The organism is Neobacillus sp. Soil_C_43 (assembly GCF_057656715.1).
In genome coordinates this window covers 577,405-592,573 of sequence record NZ_JBDGJV010000001.1, presented here as the reverse complement: position 1 = coordinate 592,573, position 15,169 = coordinate 577,405, and the positions used below count along the sequence as shown (strand labels likewise).

The window sequence follows — 15,169 nt, the reverse complement described above, 5'->3', positions numbered from 1 at the left end:
GGCCAAAACTTTCGGCCGATGCTTTTATTATTTCATTTCAGTTAACGTAAGGAATTCATCAATGTCATCTAAACAAATATGAACAGCTTTTTCCCAGAAATCTTTTTTTGTTAGATCTACCTGTAGATGTTTTTGTGCTAAATCTTCAACGGACATGGAAGCCGTATCTCTTAACAAAGCAATGTATTTTTCTTCATAGCCTTTGCCTTCCTCGAGCGCCTGCGCATAGATACCTAATGAGAAAAGATAACCAAACGTATATGGGAAGTTATAAAATGGTACACCAGTTATAAAGAAGTGAAGCTTAGAGGCCCAGAATAATGGATGATATTCTTCTAAGGCATCACAATAGGCTTCTTTTTGTGCAGCAAGCATCAGTTCATTCAGACGTTCTGCATTTACAGGTCCTTGCTTTCTTTCTTCATAAAAACTTGTTTCAAATAAGAAGCGTGCATGTATATTCATTAAAAGGGCAACGGTTCTTTGGACCTTATCGTCAAGAAGAACTAGTTTTTCTTCTTCATCTTTTGCATTTTTAACTGCTGCATCTGCAACAATCATTTCAGCGAAGGTAGAGGCCGTTTCTGCCACGTTCATGGCATAATTTCGGTTGAGATGGTGAACCCCCTTCATTGCAAATGTGTGGAAACCATGACCAAGCTCATGTGCCAGAGTTGAAACGTTTGATGGTGTTCCAGAGTAGGTCATAAAGATTCGAGATTGGTCGCTTTCAGGAAAGAAAGTACAGAAGCCACCAGGTGCCTTACCAGGTCGATCTTCTCCTTCAATCCATTGCTCTTCAAAGGCTTTACGGGCAAACGAAGCCATTTTTTCACCGAATATAGCAAAATTTTGTTCGATAAACTCGGCTCCTTCTTGATAGGAAACCTTTGATTCTGTTTTGCCAAACGGAGCATCTAAATCATACCAACTTAATTTATTTACCCCAAGGAGTGCTGCTTTTCGCTCTAAATACGTAACAAGCTTTTGTTTATTTTCGGATATGACTGCCCACATCGTTTCAAGCGTCTCTTTTTCCATACGATTAATGCTAAGAGGTTCTTTTAATACATCTTCCCAGCCTCTTTTTTGATACACACTAAGACGGAAACCGGATAAATGATTTAGGGTTTTGGCAAGAAAGTCAGCCTGTTCACCCCATGCATTCTCCCAATTTCTGAAAGTATTTTCTCGTACGTTTCGGTCGGGGCTTGAGAACTTATTAAATGCCTGACCGACAGATAGGAGCTTTTCCTCGCCGTTTTCTTGTATTGGTACTTTTATTTTCCCCACAATTAAATCGTATAATTGCCCCCAACTATGATAGCCATCTACACCAAGTGCGCTGATTAATGCTTCTTCTTCTTTAGAAAGCTTCTCTTTTGCTCGATTACGTCTTTCTGTTAAAACAAAGGAAAGGACCTGTAACTGTTCATCCTTTAATAACTCTGTCCAAATTCCATCATTAAATGAAGATAATAGGCTGTCAAAGGTACTAAGAGCCGTTTGGAAGGCCGCGCTTAAACTGGTAACCTTTGAATCAAGTGTATGGGCCTTTTTATCGTCGGTGTTTTGTGCCTGCAAGCAACTAACAAATGCCCCTGCTTGACGAAGTTTTTTGGCAGCATGCTCAAAATCCTCAAGTAATTCTTTTAAATATGTTTGATCCTCTTGTGAATTGAGTGGAGTCCAGTTGTTTACTTTTGTTTGGAAACTATCTATTAAGGTTGCTGTAAGATTTAAATGGTTTGCGAATTCTAATGAATCGCTTCCGCCCTGAAAGAACACATCAAGGTTCCAAACATCTGAATATGTAATCGCTGTCATTCTTTGTACCCCTCCTTAAAAGATGAACCACAATCATGGTTGATTATTGTCAAAAAAATAACACTTCCGCATTCCATTATAATTTACTTTTTCTAAAAATTCTATATTATTGGTTTTTACAGAAAGTCTTCGTGCCTTCCGCTCCAATCAACAGGGTATAAAAATCAACAATGTTCCTTAACTCAGCCTACAGAAAAAAGAGGCTGAGTTTACTTTGAGAAAATCAGCCTCTTAAAAAAGTATTAACAAACTCTTGTATACCACCACCAGCCTCCGAAGAGTAACAACAGAATAAATAAGACAATGACGACTGCAATCCAAAAACCACTGCCTGCAGCAAATGGAACTGGATAAGCTGGATATGGGGCTGGGTATCCATAAAAACCATAAGGACTAGGATAACCAAAAGGCATCTAGATTCCCCCCTTTATCCTTTTATAATACGGTATGAGCCCTTGTTTAAGCTTGTATAGGCAAATGTGTATGTCCTCATTAATTCAACAAATATTTCACACCTAATTGGATCTATTCTATAGTATAATTTTACCTAGAATGAAACCGGGAGAGGTATACCATTGAAAAAAATACTGCTTATTGACGATGAAACTCGGATGTTAGACTTACTTTCCCTATATTTAGCACCAAAAGGTTATGACTGCATCAAAATGACTTCTGCTATCCAAGCGGTTCAATACCTAGGTGAAGCAACTGTGGACCTTGTCTTATTAGATATAATGATGCCAGAAATGGATGGCTGGCAAACTTGTAAGGAAATAAGAAAATTGGGAGATACACCCATTATCATGCTTACTGCTCGAAGCGAAAAAATGGATATTGTAAAAGGGCTGAAACTAGGTGCAGATGATTATATTTCCAAGCCTTTTGATGAGGAAGAGCTGATTGCGCGAATAGAAGCTATTCTGAGAAGAAATAAAGGACCTTCAGGTAAAATATCCTTTAATGGTCTATCTCTAAATGAAGAGTCCTTCGAGGTTTCCTATCAAGGACATCCTGTTTTGGTTACTCCCAAGGAATTTTCCTTACTGACTCTTTTATTAAAAAATAGAAATAAAGTATTTACCCGTGAGCATTTGTTGACCACTATATGGGGTTATGCGGTTGCAACAGAGGATCGGACCATAGATTCCCATGTGCGGAATTTACGAGACAAATTGCGAAAATCAGGCTTCACTGTGGACGATTATTTGACAACAGTATGGGGACTAGGGTATAAGTGGATGGATAAGGATTCGTAAACGAAAACCTCATAGTTTAAGATAATGTTCAGGAGGTAACAAGGTGAAAGTTCAAATGAAAGTGATATTGGCTATGTTAATAGGAATATTACTTATTGCAACGGGTTGTACAAACAATAATGAGGACCAAGAAAAGAACCAACAGGAAAAAAAGGCTGAATCAAAGGCTAAATTTGAAGTGGTTGAGGCCAGTTCATTTAGCGTAAAAAATATACGTGGAATTGGCTATCCAGGCAATGATCAAGCACTGTATGTTGCCACAAATACGGGTTTAAAATTATACAAAGATTCAAAGTGGTATGAATCAACCACTAATCAACATGATTATATAGGATTTCAAGCAGTAGAAGATGGTTTTTTAGGAAGTGGACACCCTCAAAAGGGGACAGGCTTTAAAGACCCGCTTGGTGTAGTGCTCAGTGTGGATCAAGGAAAGACACTTGATCAGCTGGCATTTTATGGGAAGAGAAACTTCCACTTTATGGCTGCCAGTTTTTCAGATGGAGGGCTTTATGTAATTAGTGAAACACCGGAAGAAGGTTTAAGCTATGGTGTCAACTATTCTACAAACAATGGCGATACGTGGACAAAGAGCGCATTTAAGGGGTTTAATGCTGACTCATTAGGAATGATAGCAGTACACCCAACTAATGGTGATATCGTGGCAATGTCTACACGGACGGGTATTTATTATTCCTCTGACAATGGAAACACGATGAAGTTAATTACTAATCCCATTATGGTGACAGCCCTTACGTTTAGCGGGAATACTATCCTATTTTCAAGTGTGGAGAACGATAAGATTTTATTGAAATCGTTAAATCCTGTAACTGGCGAGCAAGGGGTATTGGCTTTACCTTTCTTAGATTATGATAATCCTATTACTTATTTAGCGGTTAATCAAAAGGATCATAATCAAATCGCCTTTACTACCTATAAAAATGATATTTATCAATCTAAAGACGGCGGAAAGAATTGGAGCGTTCTTCTTAAAGACGGAAAAAAAGAGCAGGAGTAACTTAACGGGTCCCGTTTCCTATCGCAAAACTCAAAATTGAATAGAAAAATGTATAACTAAATTGCACCGTATTTTGCGGTGTCTTTTTATTTTTTCTCTGTTAATTTATTTTGGCAGGAGTTCTCGTTTAATCGGAGGAATTCCGCTTATTTTGAAAAAGTAGTGGTTAGAAAGAGAAATAGGCGGAGATTTTCCGCCTAAGTAACCTAAAAAGCCTTAAAATCATGGAAATGCATAGTATAACAGGAAAAAATCCGCCTATTTATAGGGAAATATGTGAATTTCCTGATTTAGCCGGAATCTTTCCGCCTATTTTTCAATGCCATCAATAGCTCAGCTTAAACTGGAGCTATTTGTATGCAAAAATGTAGGGCAATTTGTAGAAGTACACTGGCTATTGTACCCTACATTTTCATATACAAGTTGTACTACAAATTCACTAAAAATTATAACCCAAATCCCTTCATATCAACCAAAAATCACCTGCAAATTGGGATACAATTTGCAGGTGATTTTGCATTACACTTTTAATGTTTGCGATAGCTAACGGAACCCGTTAGGAGTAACTGCTCTTTTTTTCTTTGCAATATATTCAATTTTTCTTCTTACGTTCTTTTTCAGCTCGATAAAATTCGTGGAACATTTTCATTAATGCTCGCTTTTCTATTCTCGAGACATAACTTCTTGATATTCCTAATTCTTTAGCAATTTCTCGTTGGGTTTTTTCCTTTTGTAAGTCTAGGCCAAAACGCCCCACAATCACTTCTTTTTCTCGATCATCCAAAACCTCTATATACTTTTTTATTTTCTCCAGTTCCATATTAAGCTGAATGGTATCGATAACGTCCTCAGATTCCGATTTAAGTACATCAATCAATGAAATCTCATTTCCTTCCTTATCCTGACCGATCGGATCATGCAAGGAAACATCTTTCTTTGTTTTCTTTAGTGCCCGTAAATGCATAAGAATTTCATTTTCTATACAACGAGCAGCATAGGTTGCAAGTTTTGTCCCTTTACCTTCTGAATAGCTCTCGATTGCTTTTATTAAACCAATTGTTCCAATTGAGATTAGATCTTCAGAATCCTCCCCGGTATTTTCAAATTTTTTAACTATATGCGCGACAAGTCGTAGATTGTGTTCAATTAACATATTTCGCGCATGCGGATCCCCTTCTGCCATTAACCGCAAGTACTTTCTTTCTTCAGCAGCAGATAGGGGCTGAGGAAAAGCATTATTTTTAACGTACGAAACAAGAAATAAAAATTCTTTCATTAAATATCCGAGAGCTGTTAAGATTCCAGACATCCACATCCACCCCCGTGCTTTCTTTTTTTGGGCTAGGGCCTATTACTAATTCCTATGAAGAAATCAGGAAATTGTGTCTGTCCATTCAAATTTATATTTTTATTTTAAGGGCTCTGTTAAATTTGCCTGTTGATTTCCGCTCCAGGCACGAGCGGTTCGTGGGTGTTTCGGCGAGCCTCCTCGGCCAAAAAAGCGCCTGCGGGGTCTCCCCTGAACCATACTCCCACAGGAGTCTTCGTGCCTTCCGCTTCAATCAACAGGGTGTATAAATCAACACTGTACTTTAACACAGCCATTTTATAAAAAGAAAAGCACCAACCGTAAAAGTGGTTGATGCGAATTGTTGATTATTAGACTTTTTTCAGTTTAAATGAACTTACCATTAGGAATGATAGAATGATGATAATGAATAAGAACGTTTGAGCTGGCACGTAAGGAATGATTAGAAAGCTGAAGGTTGCCAAACAGCCTGCAGCTGTAATTGGTAAACCAGTAAAATATCCATTACTCTCAGTAATGTTGAACCGAGCTAGTCTAAAAGCACCACAGCCGATATAAAAAACAGTAAAAAATGATCCAGGTCCGCCGAATTCATGCAAAATTCCTTGGTATAGTAATAGTGCTGGAGCCACTCCAAATGATATAATATCACTCATGGAATCTAATTGTTTTCCGAGCTCTGATTCAATATTGAATTTTCGTGCTACCATACCATCAAAACGGTCGGCTAAGGCTGCAATAAAAATTAGCAGTAAGCTTAGTCTTAAATTTCCATGTAGTCCGAATACAATCGCAAATCCGCCTAATGATAAATTGGCAAGCGTTATTACATTGGCTGTTTGAGATTTTAATTTCTTTATTGTTTGGTCCAATACGTCCAACAAAAACATTTCTCCTCATCACTCCTTTTTTTAGCAAAAGGAAAATCATTTTTTTTAGTTTATTCTATAATATTTAATTCTAAGCTTTTTATGACAGTTCGTAAAGAGTATTTTTACACTATTTGGGGGTAGATTGATGTTACAAGGTTTATATCGTCTCATGATTGAATTAACGAATGGAAAGTGGACATCCAGCCTTTTAAGAAGGTTTGCTCGTTCACGTGCAAGCCGATTTGTTGTACCATCCTTCGCAAGAATTTATCAGTTGAATGTGGATGAAATGGAAAAGTCAGTCTCGGAATATCCTACTCTTCATGATTTATTTGTTCGAACGTTAAAAAACGAATCTCGAGTTATTGACAGAAGTGAAGACTCCGTTGTCAGTCCCGTTGATGCCGTTATAGAGGATATTGGACCGATAAAAGAGACAAGTGAAATTTTAGTAAAAGGAAAAACGTATTCCATCGAAGAAATGCTTGGTGATCAAGAAGTCTTATCTAAATACTTAAATGGTACATACATGATTCTCTATTTAAGTCCAAGTCATTACCATAGGATACACAGTCCTGTTGATGGCACTGTAACGAAGCAATGGACACTAGGGGCTAAATCCTATCCAGTAAATAAGTTAGGGTTAAAATATGGAGTTCGTACCCTAGCAAAGAATTATAGGGTAATAACTGAAGTAAAAACATCATTCGGGCATGTGGCTATTGTAAAGGTTGGAGCGATGTTTGTTAATTCAATTGAAACAACGCATAAAGGATCAGAACTTGAAAAAGGGGGAGAAATGGCGTATTTCAGTTTTGGTTCAACGGTGGTCCTGCTATTTGAAAAGAACACCTTCCAAGTGGAATCAGCTATTCAAACACCAAAGGATATCAAGGTTGGCGAAAAAATAGGTGTAATACACAAATAAGGCAGGGAGTTTCTGCCCTAGAATATTCTTATAAAAAAAGAAAAGCCCATAATAGGGCAGTGTAATGGTTTTAGGAAGAGAGCTTTATTTTATTATATAAGGAACGTCGGTTAATTTCGGACTCAATTAGACCGATAAAATCCGGGCTTAAGTTTAATTCCTTTGCTTTAAAATATGACTCAATTAATAATTCATCTGACAGTTTTCTCACGTCAGAATCCACCTCCGATTATAAATAAATTGTTCTATTTGATGAAAACTAAACATAAAATAGTACGTTCAATTGGTGTACCCTAAATCTACCAAATTTATCCCTATAGAACAATCGTTCTATTTATCCACAACTTCTGGTGGATAAGTTGTGGTTAATTTGTTTATAAACTAAGGAAACTCAAGGAGTTCAATGGGTATAATGTTAATAAGGTTATCCACAGGATGAAAAAAAGTAGATCTTTGTCGAAAAATATTTTTTATTTTTTAAAAAAGATGTTACATCCATTAAAAATAGCTGTTTTTTAGTTCCAGTAGAATTAGACGTGGTCGAATTTTGTTGAATCACACATTGATCATTTTTCTTTTGAAACAAAGGGTATTATTGGTTATGATTGTACAAGTACAGATGAAAGAGCTATTCATATTAAGAATTATAATGAGGTGTAAGCTTAGTGTTAAAACAATTTTTACCAGATGAGCATGTGAAAAGCATTCTGGATATTTCGCCTGAACAATTAAAGGAAAAAGGGATAAAAGGGATTATTACTGATTTGGATAATACATTAGTGGAATGGGATCGTCCGAATGCCACTCCCCAATTAATTAATTGGTTTGATGAAATTAGAAAACATCATATTCTTGTAACCATTGTTTCAAATAACAATGAAGAACGTGTAAAGGCTTTTTCTGATCCTTTAAACCTTCCGTTTATCTTTCGCGCACGGAAGCCGCTCGGACCTGCATTTAACAAAGCAGTTAGGCAAATGGGCATAAAAAAAGAAGAGACCGTCGTTATTGGGGACCAATTATTAACGGATGTACTTGGAGGAAACCGTAGTGGTTTTCATACCATTTTGGTTGTACCCGTTGCCCAAACCGATGGCTTCTTTACAAAGTTCAACCGTTTTGCTGAGAGAAGGATCTTAAACTGGTTCAGAAAAAAAGGAATGCTTCAATGGGAGGATTAATTTGTGAGTGAACAACATATATGTATAGGCTGTGGTGTAAAAGTTCAAACGGAAAATCCAGAATTAATAGGCTATGCACCATCTTCTGCTTTAGAGAAAGAAATAATTGTTTGTCAAAGGTGTTTCCGGCTCAAGCATTACAATGAGGTTCAAGATGTTAATCTTACCGACGATGACTTTTTAAAGATTTTAAATGAAATGGGAAAAACTGATGCCCTTATTGTGATGATTGTTGATATCTTTGATTTTAATGGAAGTTGGTTACCGGGATTACACAGATTTGTTGGGAATAACAAGGTACTGCTTGTAGGTAACAAGGTTGACCTTTTACCAAAGTCGGTCAAACACAATAAATTAATTAACTGGATGAAGAACGAGGCAAAGGAACTGGGATTAAGAGCAGAAGAGGTGTTCCTTGTTAGTGCAGCCAAAGGTCAGTTTATTAAAGAAACAGCCGCAGCTATTGATGAGATGCGAAATGGAAAGAACGTTTATGTGGTTGGCTGTACAAATGTAGGGAAATCAACCTTTATCAATAGAATTATTAAGGATGTAACAGGGGAAGCGGACCTCATTACTACCTCGCATTTTCCTGGGACTACATTGGATATTATCAAAATCCCACTTGACGATGGAAAGTATCTAATTGATTCTCCTGGAATTATCAATCACCATCAAATGGCTCATTTTGTTGACAAAAGTGATTTAAAAGTGATTACCCCTAAAAAAGAGATTAAACCAAAAGTATTCCAACTGAATGAAGGTCAAACCTTATTCTTTGGAGGCTTAGCACGATTTGATTATATCAGTGGCGGTAGAAGGTCATTTGTTTGTTATGTATCCAATGATTTTACTATTCATAGGACAAAAACAGAAAATGCCTCTGAACTTTATGAAAAGCATGTCGGGGAAATGCTAACACCTCCACAGCCGGAACAAGTTGATTCTTTCCCAGAGTTAGTAAGACAAGAGTTTGTGGTGAGGGAAGCTAAAACAGATATCGTTTTTTCAGGGTTAGGCTGGATTACGGTCAACGAGCCTGGGGCAAAAGTGGCTGCTTATGTTCCAAAGGGTGTACAAACGTTAATACGTAAATCTTTAATTTAAATACGTATGTAAAACAAGTAATACGAGGTCAGAATGGGTGAGGAGAAAAAAGGTGAAAAAGCTTTTTGCTGTTTTAGGCGATCCGATAGGGCACTCGATGTCGCCAGTCATGCACAATGATTTATTCTCTTTTTATAATATTGATGCCTATTATCTTCCCTTTCAAGTAAAATCAGAGAATCTAGAGGATGCCGTTAAGGGATTAAAGGCAATTGGCGCAGGTGGATTTAATGTCACCGTTCCCCATAAAAGCAAGATTATTCCCTTTTTAGATGAGGTAGATGAATTAGCTGCCAGCATTGGAGCAGTAAATACAGTCGTGAATGACGGTGGAAAATTAATTGGCTACAATACTGATGGACCAGGATTTTTAAGTGGACTCCATACAAGTCTTCCTTCTATACAAGGAAAAAGGGTCTTAATCATTGGTGCAGGTGGTGCTGCAAGGGCCATTTATTTTACCTTGGCAAAGGAACGACCTGCGGTGATTGACATTACTAATCGTACTTTGGAGAAAGCTCAGAGCTTGATTGAAGCATGTCCATATACCATCTCGTCTGCAGCAAAATCTATTGCCGAAGCCGGTAACCAAATAGAAGAATATGATTTAATCATTCAAACAACCATGGTTGGGATGTCACCTCGGTTAGATGAAAAACCTTTGGATTTAAATAATCTAAGGAAAGAGTCAATGGTTTGTGATATAATTTACAATCCGCTTACAACTCAATTTTTACATGATGCAAATGGACAAGGGGCACGAACGCAAAATGGAATTGAGATGTTTGTTTATCAAGGAGCCCTTGCCTTTGAAAAGTGGACAGGAATACTCCCGGATATCCAACGAATGAGAGAGAATGTGTTGAAACAATTAGGAGGAAAAACATGTTAACAGGTAAACAAAAAAGTTTTTTACGTTCAAAAGCACACCACTTAGATCCTATTTTTCAAGTAGGAAAAGGCGGAGTCAATGATAATATGATTAAACAAGTATCGGACGCACTTGAAGCGAGAGAACTTTTTAAGATCAGTGTCTTGCAAAATTGTGAGGAAGATAAAACAGCAGTTGCTGAACAGTTAGCTAAAGGTACAGGTGCTGAAATTGTCCAAATCATTGGGAACACGATTGTCCTGTATAAAGAGTCTGTTGAAAAGAAAACAATCACTCTTCCATAATCCAATGTAGTAAAGGATGGCGAAAGCATGAAGAAGGTTGGAATTTTGGGAGGAACATTTGATCCTCCACATTATGGTCATCTGATGATTGCTAATGAGGTTCTTTCCGCACTTGAACTTGATGAAATTTGGTTTATGCCAAACCAGGAACCTCCCCATAAGAAAAAGACAGGTTCTGTTAAAAATGAAGATCGTCTTCGGATGCTTGAGCTTGCAACTCAAGGAAATTCAGCTTTTAATATAGAGACGATTGAATTAGAAAGAGAAGGTCCTTCCTATACTATTGATACTATGAAAAAAATCAATGATAAGTATACTGGGTATCAATTTTTCTTTATCATTGGGGCAGATATGATCGAATATTTACCGAAATGGCAACAAATTGATGAGCTTGTTAAGCTCGTTCAATTTGTTGGTGTACATAGGCCGTCCTATAGTCATCAAACCAATTATCCTGTTCTTTATGTGGAGGTGCCAGGCATGGATGTATCGTCAAGTATGATAAGAGATCGTGTGAAGAGTGAAAAGACTATTCGATATTTACTGCCTGATGCTGTCATTGAATATATTGAGGAGAAGCGCTTATATGGAACGTGAAAAAGCATTACAGCTTGTTAAGGAGCAGTTAACTGAGCACCGGTATCAACATACCATCGGGGTCATGGATACAGCCATACTACTCGCTAAGCGATTTGGAGCCGATATAAAGAAAGCCGAAACCGCTGCTATATTTCATGATTATGCAAAATTCCGTCCAAAAGAGGAAATGAAGGGAATTATCACTACTCAAGGGTTTCCGCTGAACTTGCTTGAATATAATTCCGAATTGTGGCATGCTCCTGCAGGCGCATACTTAGTCGAGAAAGAAGTGGGGATTACGGATCGTGAGGTACTAGATGCCATCCGTTACCATACATCTGGAAGAGTCGGAATGACCTTGCTGGAAAAGGTCATTTATTTGGCAGATTATATGGAGCCAGGCCGTCACTTTCCTGGTGTAGAAGAAGTGAGAGAGATTGCGCAAGACAATTTACAGCGTGCGTTAATTAAATCAGTTCAAAATACCATGATATTTTTATTAAAAAAGAATCAAAAGGTGTACCCTGATACATTTTATACTTACAATGACCTTGTTAATAAACTGGAGGATTGATGGATGAATAATCAAGATCTATTAAAAATGGCTGTAAAGGCAGCAGATGATAAACGTGCGGAAGATATTTTGGCTTTAAATATGAAGGGCATATCTCTAATTGCAGACTACTTTATTATCTGCCACGGTAATTCAGATAAACAAGTACAAGCGATTGCTAGAGAGATTAAGGAAAAAGCCCAAGAGAGCGGCCATGATGTAAAAAGAATGGAAGGCTTTGATGAAGCGAGATGGGTGTTAATTGATTTAGGTGATGTGGTAGCCCATGTGTTCCATCGTGAGGAAAGAAGCTATTACAATTTAGAACGCTTATGGGGCGATGCGCCGCTTGAAGATATCCATAGTGAGTTAAATTCATGAGTTATGAACAATTTGCCTATTTGTATGATGAGCTAATGAAGGATGCTCCTTATGACGAATGGGTAAGTTTTGTCAAAGAACAGCTTGTAAACTATAACGTGACTGGGGTTCGCCTACTTGATTTAGCCTGTGGTACGGGAGAGCTCTCCATTCGCTTTGCAAATGAAGGGTTTCAAGTAACTGGAGTCGACTTATCGTCCGATATGCTGGCTGTTGCGCAGGCAAAGGCAGAAACAGAAGGAATTCATATTCCTTTGTTTGAACAGAATATGATTGATTTGGAAGGACAGGGCCAATTCGATGTGATCGGTATTTTCTGCGACTCACTCAATTACCTGCAAACAGAAGAGGACGTTAAAAAGACGTTTTCTTCTGTATTCCAGCATTTAACGCTTGATGGACTATTTATGTTTGATGTGCATTCCACTTACAAAATCTCTCATGGTTTTATTGATCAAACCTTTGCTGTAAATGATGAGGATCTTTCCTATATTTGGAATAGTTTCTCTGGAGAAAAAGAGTACAGTGTGGAACATGATTTAAGTTTTTTTGTGTTAGATGAAATGTCGGGTAAATATGATCGCTATGATGAAATTCATTACCAACGGACCTATCCGATTGAGCAATACTCAGACTGGTTAAATGAAGCAGGCTTTGAATTGCTCAAGGTTTGTGCAGACTTCGAACCAAAATCACCTGGGCCACAATCCGATCGAATCTTTTTCGTCGCTCGAAAAAAATAAAAAATGAGGCTGACTAAAAAAAGTCAGCCTCATTTTTTTGAAAATATAGAAGGAATTTGTCTAATGCTATCGAATAATTACTTAGAGAATTGCATTTCCACTTTATCAAGGTCTTCTTTAAATTTTGAATGGGTCGCCTGGAACAAATGTTCAAACACGTTCCCCAGTTCATTGTCTAACACCTTTATCCCTTCACCCGTTATTCCACCTTTTACACAAACTTTTTCTTGTAATGATGGTAGAGTGTAGTGACCTTGTTTTAACAACTCACCAAGTCCCACAATCATCTCACTTGCAAAAATGGTTGCAGTGGCTTCGTCAATTTCTGTCTCCTTCACTGCTGCTTGTATGAATCGCTGTAGGAGATAGCTGAAGAAAGCCGGGCCGCAACTCACAATATCTGATGCCACCCTCGTAATGTTCTCGTCAATACTAACTGGTACCGAAATCTTCGTAATTAAAGTTCCAATTTTTTCTCTCCAAAGGTCACTACAATTTTCTCCATAGGTAAGTAAGGACACGCCGGATAATGCCCGATTTGTAATACTTGGAATTACTCGGATTACTGAACAAGATACCTTTTTTTCAATTTGGCTTGTACTGACAGGACTTGTTATGGATATAAGACATTTTTCATCATTTAAGTGAGGGTTTATATCATCCAGTAATTTATAAATGTCTAATGGTTTGACACAAATAAATAATAAATCGGATTGAGCCGCCACCTCTTCCGGAGTTGCCCCAACCCTAATTTCCCTATATTTATCTTTAAGCAGCATGGCTTTAGATTTCGTTCTATTTGTAATGATCATTGAAGAAGGGGATATGGCCTTACTATCAATCAAGGCCTCCACCAAAATTCTCCCCATATTACCGGTACCGATGATACCTAGATTCATTTTCCGACCCTCCTTCGCATGCAATATTCTTTTATAACCATATGAAAAGTAAATGTGAAATATACCTTCGATTTGAAAGGATGGATCCTAATGAAAGACTGGTTGTTGGAACACAAGTTTTACATGGTAGTTGCTATAATTATTGGTTTAAGTTGTTTTTATTATTTTTCCTTCATAGAAAATGCCCCTGTTGCAACTGAGACAATTTCCATGGAAAGCACGCTGAAAGAGGATGGTCAGGAAATCACGAAAAATAATCAACCCGAACAAAAGGAAAAGACAGAGAAAATTATGGTTGATGTAAAGGGACAAATCAAGCAACCGGGCGTATATCAGGCAAATACAGGTGATCGAGTCATTGATGTCATTAGCCGCGCTGGTGGGTTAACGGTGCAAGCTGACCAAACCCAAGTTAATTTTGCTGCACATGTTGTTGATGAAATGGTTGTCTATGTACCGGCCAAGGGTGAGGAAACCGCTGCTGCTGTTGTTGGTTCCATAGATGGAAACTCCACCGTAATAGCGAGTACCAGTGAGGGTCAGGCTAAAATTAATATTAATAAAGCGGATGAAAACGAACTGCAAAACCTCCCTGGGATTGGTCCGTCTAAGGCAGCTGCCATACTGGAATATCGGAACACAAACGGACCATTTAAGGTGGTAGAAGACCTTAAAAATATTAGTGGGATTGGGGATAAAACTTATGAAAAATTAAAGGATTTAATTGAGGTTCACTGAATCATAGATTGACCTATAGTACAAGTACCCTTACACTAAATGTAAACTTTTTAATTCTAGGGAGTGGGGAATCGTGAATCGACTATCTTGGGATCAATATTTTATGGCACAAAGCCACTTGCTGGCACTAAGAAGCACGTGCACTAGGCTTACAGTAGGTGCAACCATTGTTAGAGATAAGCGTATTATTGCGGGAGGCTACAACGGATCGATTGCAGGGGGCGACCATTGTATTGATAAAGGATGCTATGTGATTGACCACCACTGTGTAAGAACGATTCATGCAGAAATGAATGCCTTGCTCCAATGTGCTAAATTTGGTGTACCTACTGCTGATGCTGAAATCTATGTGACTCATTTTCCTTGCCTCCAATGCTGTAAAGCCATTATCCAAGCGGGCATAAAGACAGTTTATTACGCGGAGGATTATAAAAATCATCCATATGCCATTGAATTATTTGAGCAAGCGGGTGTAAAAATTGAAAAGGTAGAACTGTCTGAACAAGTCATCGACTTTAGAAAGATCACACAATAGCTTTTTCTTGGCGCCGGTCATATCCGGCGTCATCCCTTTCAAACTTCAAAAAAAACCTACAAATTGG

At 37.8% G+C, this 15,169-nt stretch carries 18 protein-coding genes and 1 pseudogene; 13 read left to right on the top strand and 6 right to left on the bottom strand.

Annotated features, from left to right (window positions below; all coding sequences use genetic code 11):
* Nucleotides 1-27 precede the first annotated feature (27 nt).
* Both AC3A54_RS03155 and AC3A54_RS03150 read right to left on the bottom strand, forming a co-directional pair.
* Nucleotides 28-1,827 (bottom strand): M3 family oligoendopeptidase, encoded by a 1,800-nt coding sequence (locus tag AC3A54_RS03155; protein WP_487653293.1) that lies wholly within the window; start codon nt 1,825-1,827, stop codon nt 28-30.
* 242 nt (nt 1,828-2,069) lie between these two features.
* Complete coding sequence (locus AC3A54_RS03150; RefSeq protein WP_487653292.1) at nt 2,070-2,240, bottom strand: hypothetical protein; 171 nt, start codon at nt 2,238-2,240, stop codon at nt 2,070-2,072.
* A gap of 162 nt (nt 2,241-2,402) precedes the next feature.
* On the opposite strand from AC3A54_RS03150, the gene AC3A54_RS03145 reads away from it, so the two are divergent.
* The gene (locus AC3A54_RS03145) at nt 2,403-3,083 is read left to right on the top strand and encodes a response regulator transcription factor (RefSeq protein WP_487653291.1); all 681 of its coding nucleotides are present in this window, start codon (nt 2,403-2,405) and stop codon (nt 3,081-3,083) included.
* Between the two features lie 43 nt (nt 3,084-3,126).
* The gene (locus tag AC3A54_RS03140; protein ID WP_487653290.1) at nt 3,127-4,101 is read left to right on the top strand and encodes a F510_1955 family glycosylhydrolase; all 975 of its coding nucleotides are present in this window, start codon (nt 3,127-3,129) and stop codon (nt 4,099-4,101) included.
* Nucleotides 4,102-4,693: 592 nt separating this feature from the next.
* Here the strand turns inward: AC3A54_RS03140 and sigK are convergent.
* Entirely contained in the window at nt 4,694-5,410 is a 717-nt protein-coding gene (gene sigK / locus AC3A54_RS03135; RefSeq protein WP_308083095.1) for an RNA polymerase sporulation sigma factor SigK, read from the bottom strand.
* A gap of 350 nt (nt 5,411-5,760) precedes the next feature.
* On the bottom strand, nt 5,761-6,300 hold the full coding sequence (gene pssA / locus AC3A54_RS03130; protein WP_335544035.1) for a CDP-diacylglycerol--serine O-phosphatidyltransferase: 540 nt from the start codon (nt 6,298-6,300) through the stop codon (nt 5,761-5,763).
* Nucleotides 6,301-6,427: 127 nt separating this feature from the next.
* On the opposite strand from pssA, the gene AC3A54_RS03125 reads away from it, so the two are divergent.
* Nucleotides 6,428-7,210, top strand: a complete 783-nt coding sequence (locus AC3A54_RS03125) for a phosphatidylserine decarboxylase (RefSeq protein ID WP_487653289.1) — start codon at nt 6,428-6,430, stop codon at nt 7,208-7,210.
* A gap of 70 nt (nt 7,211-7,280) precedes the next feature.
* Here the strand turns inward: AC3A54_RS03125 and sda are convergent, their stop codons facing one another.
* Entirely contained in the window at nt 7,281-7,421 is a 141-nt protein-coding gene (gene sda / locus AC3A54_RS03120; protein ID WP_308083098.1) for a sporulation histidine kinase inhibitor Sda, read from the bottom strand.
* Nucleotides 7,422-7,875: 454 nt separating this feature from the next.
* Here sda and AC3A54_RS03115 point away from each other — a divergent pair, with 454 nt between their 5' ends.
* Genes AC3A54_RS03115 through AC3A54_RS03080 form a run of 8 tightly spaced genes read left to right on the top strand, consistent with a single transcriptional unit; the run spans nt 7,876 to nt 12,930 of the window.
* A complete protein-coding gene (locus AC3A54_RS03115) occupies nt 7,876-8,391 on the top strand; it encodes a YqeG family HAD IIIA-type phosphatase (RefSeq protein WP_308083099.1) in 516 nt (171 codons plus the stop codon).
* A gap of 3 nt (nt 8,392-8,394) precedes the next feature.
* Nucleotides 8,395-9,498, top strand: a complete 1,104-nt coding sequence (yqeH, locus tag AC3A54_RS03110) for a ribosome biogenesis GTPase YqeH (RefSeq protein ID WP_487653288.1) — start codon at nt 8,395-8,397, stop codon at nt 9,496-9,498.
* 52 nt (nt 9,499-9,550) lie between these two features.
* Nucleotides 9,551-10,390, top strand: a complete 840-nt coding sequence (aroE, locus tag AC3A54_RS03105) for a shikimate dehydrogenase (RefSeq protein ID WP_487653287.1) — start codon at nt 9,551-9,553, stop codon at nt 10,388-10,390.
* The gene (gene yhbY, locus AC3A54_RS03100) at nt 10,384-10,674 is read left to right on the top strand and encodes a ribosome assembly RNA-binding protein YhbY (RefSeq protein WP_487653286.1); all 291 of its coding nucleotides are present in this window, start codon (nt 10,384-10,386) and stop codon (nt 10,672-10,674) included. The genes aroE and yhbY overlap by 7 nt, the downstream gene beginning before the upstream one ends.
* A 27-nt stretch (nt 10,675-10,701) precedes the next feature.
* Complete coding sequence (locus tag AC3A54_RS03095) at nt 10,702-11,271, top strand: nicotinate-nucleotide adenylyltransferase (protein ID WP_487653285.1); 570 nt, start codon at nt 10,702-10,704, stop codon at nt 11,269-11,271.
* Nucleotides 11,261-11,827 carry a bis(5'-nucleosyl)-tetraphosphatase (symmetrical) YqeK gene (yqeK, locus tag AC3A54_RS03090; RefSeq protein WP_487653284.1) on the top strand — a complete coding sequence of 189 codons (567 nt, stop codon included), beginning with the start codon at nt 11,261-11,263 and terminating at the stop codon, nt 11,825-11,827. Before AC3A54_RS03095 ends, yqeK begins: the two co-directional genes overlap by 11 nt.
* Nucleotides 11,828-11,830: 3 nt before the next feature.
* Nucleotides 11,831-12,187 carry a ribosome silencing factor gene (gene rsfS / locus AC3A54_RS03085; RefSeq protein ID WP_335544029.1) on the top strand — a complete coding sequence of 119 codons (357 nt, stop codon included), beginning with the start codon at nt 11,831-11,833 and terminating at the stop codon, nt 12,185-12,187.
* Complete coding sequence (locus AC3A54_RS03080; RefSeq protein WP_487653283.1) at nt 12,184-12,930, top strand: class I SAM-dependent DNA methyltransferase; 747 nt, start codon at nt 12,184-12,186, stop codon at nt 12,928-12,930. The genes rsfS and AC3A54_RS03080 overlap by 4 nt, the downstream gene beginning before the upstream one ends.
* Before the next feature lie 77 nt (nt 12,931-13,007).
* Here the strand turns inward: AC3A54_RS03080 and comER are convergent, their stop codons facing one another.
* Complete coding sequence (gene comER, locus AC3A54_RS03075) at nt 13,008-13,829, bottom strand: late competence protein ComER (RefSeq protein WP_308083107.1); 822 nt, start codon at nt 13,827-13,829, stop codon at nt 13,008-13,010.
* Nucleotides 13,830-13,919: 90 nt separating this feature from the next.
* Here comER and AC3A54_RS03070 point away from each other — a divergent pair, with 90 nt between their 5' ends.
* Nucleotides 13,920-14,567 (top strand): helix-hairpin-helix domain-containing protein, encoded by a 648-nt coding sequence (locus AC3A54_RS03070; RefSeq protein WP_487653282.1) that lies wholly within the window; start codon nt 13,920-13,922, stop codon nt 14,565-14,567.
* Nucleotides 14,568-14,640: 73 nt separating this feature from the next.
* Nucleotides 14,641-15,087: pseudogene (locus AC3A54_RS03065) on the top strand (ComE operon protein 2); the annotation flags it as partial.
* Between the last annotated feature and the right edge of the window lie 82 nt (nt 15,088-15,169).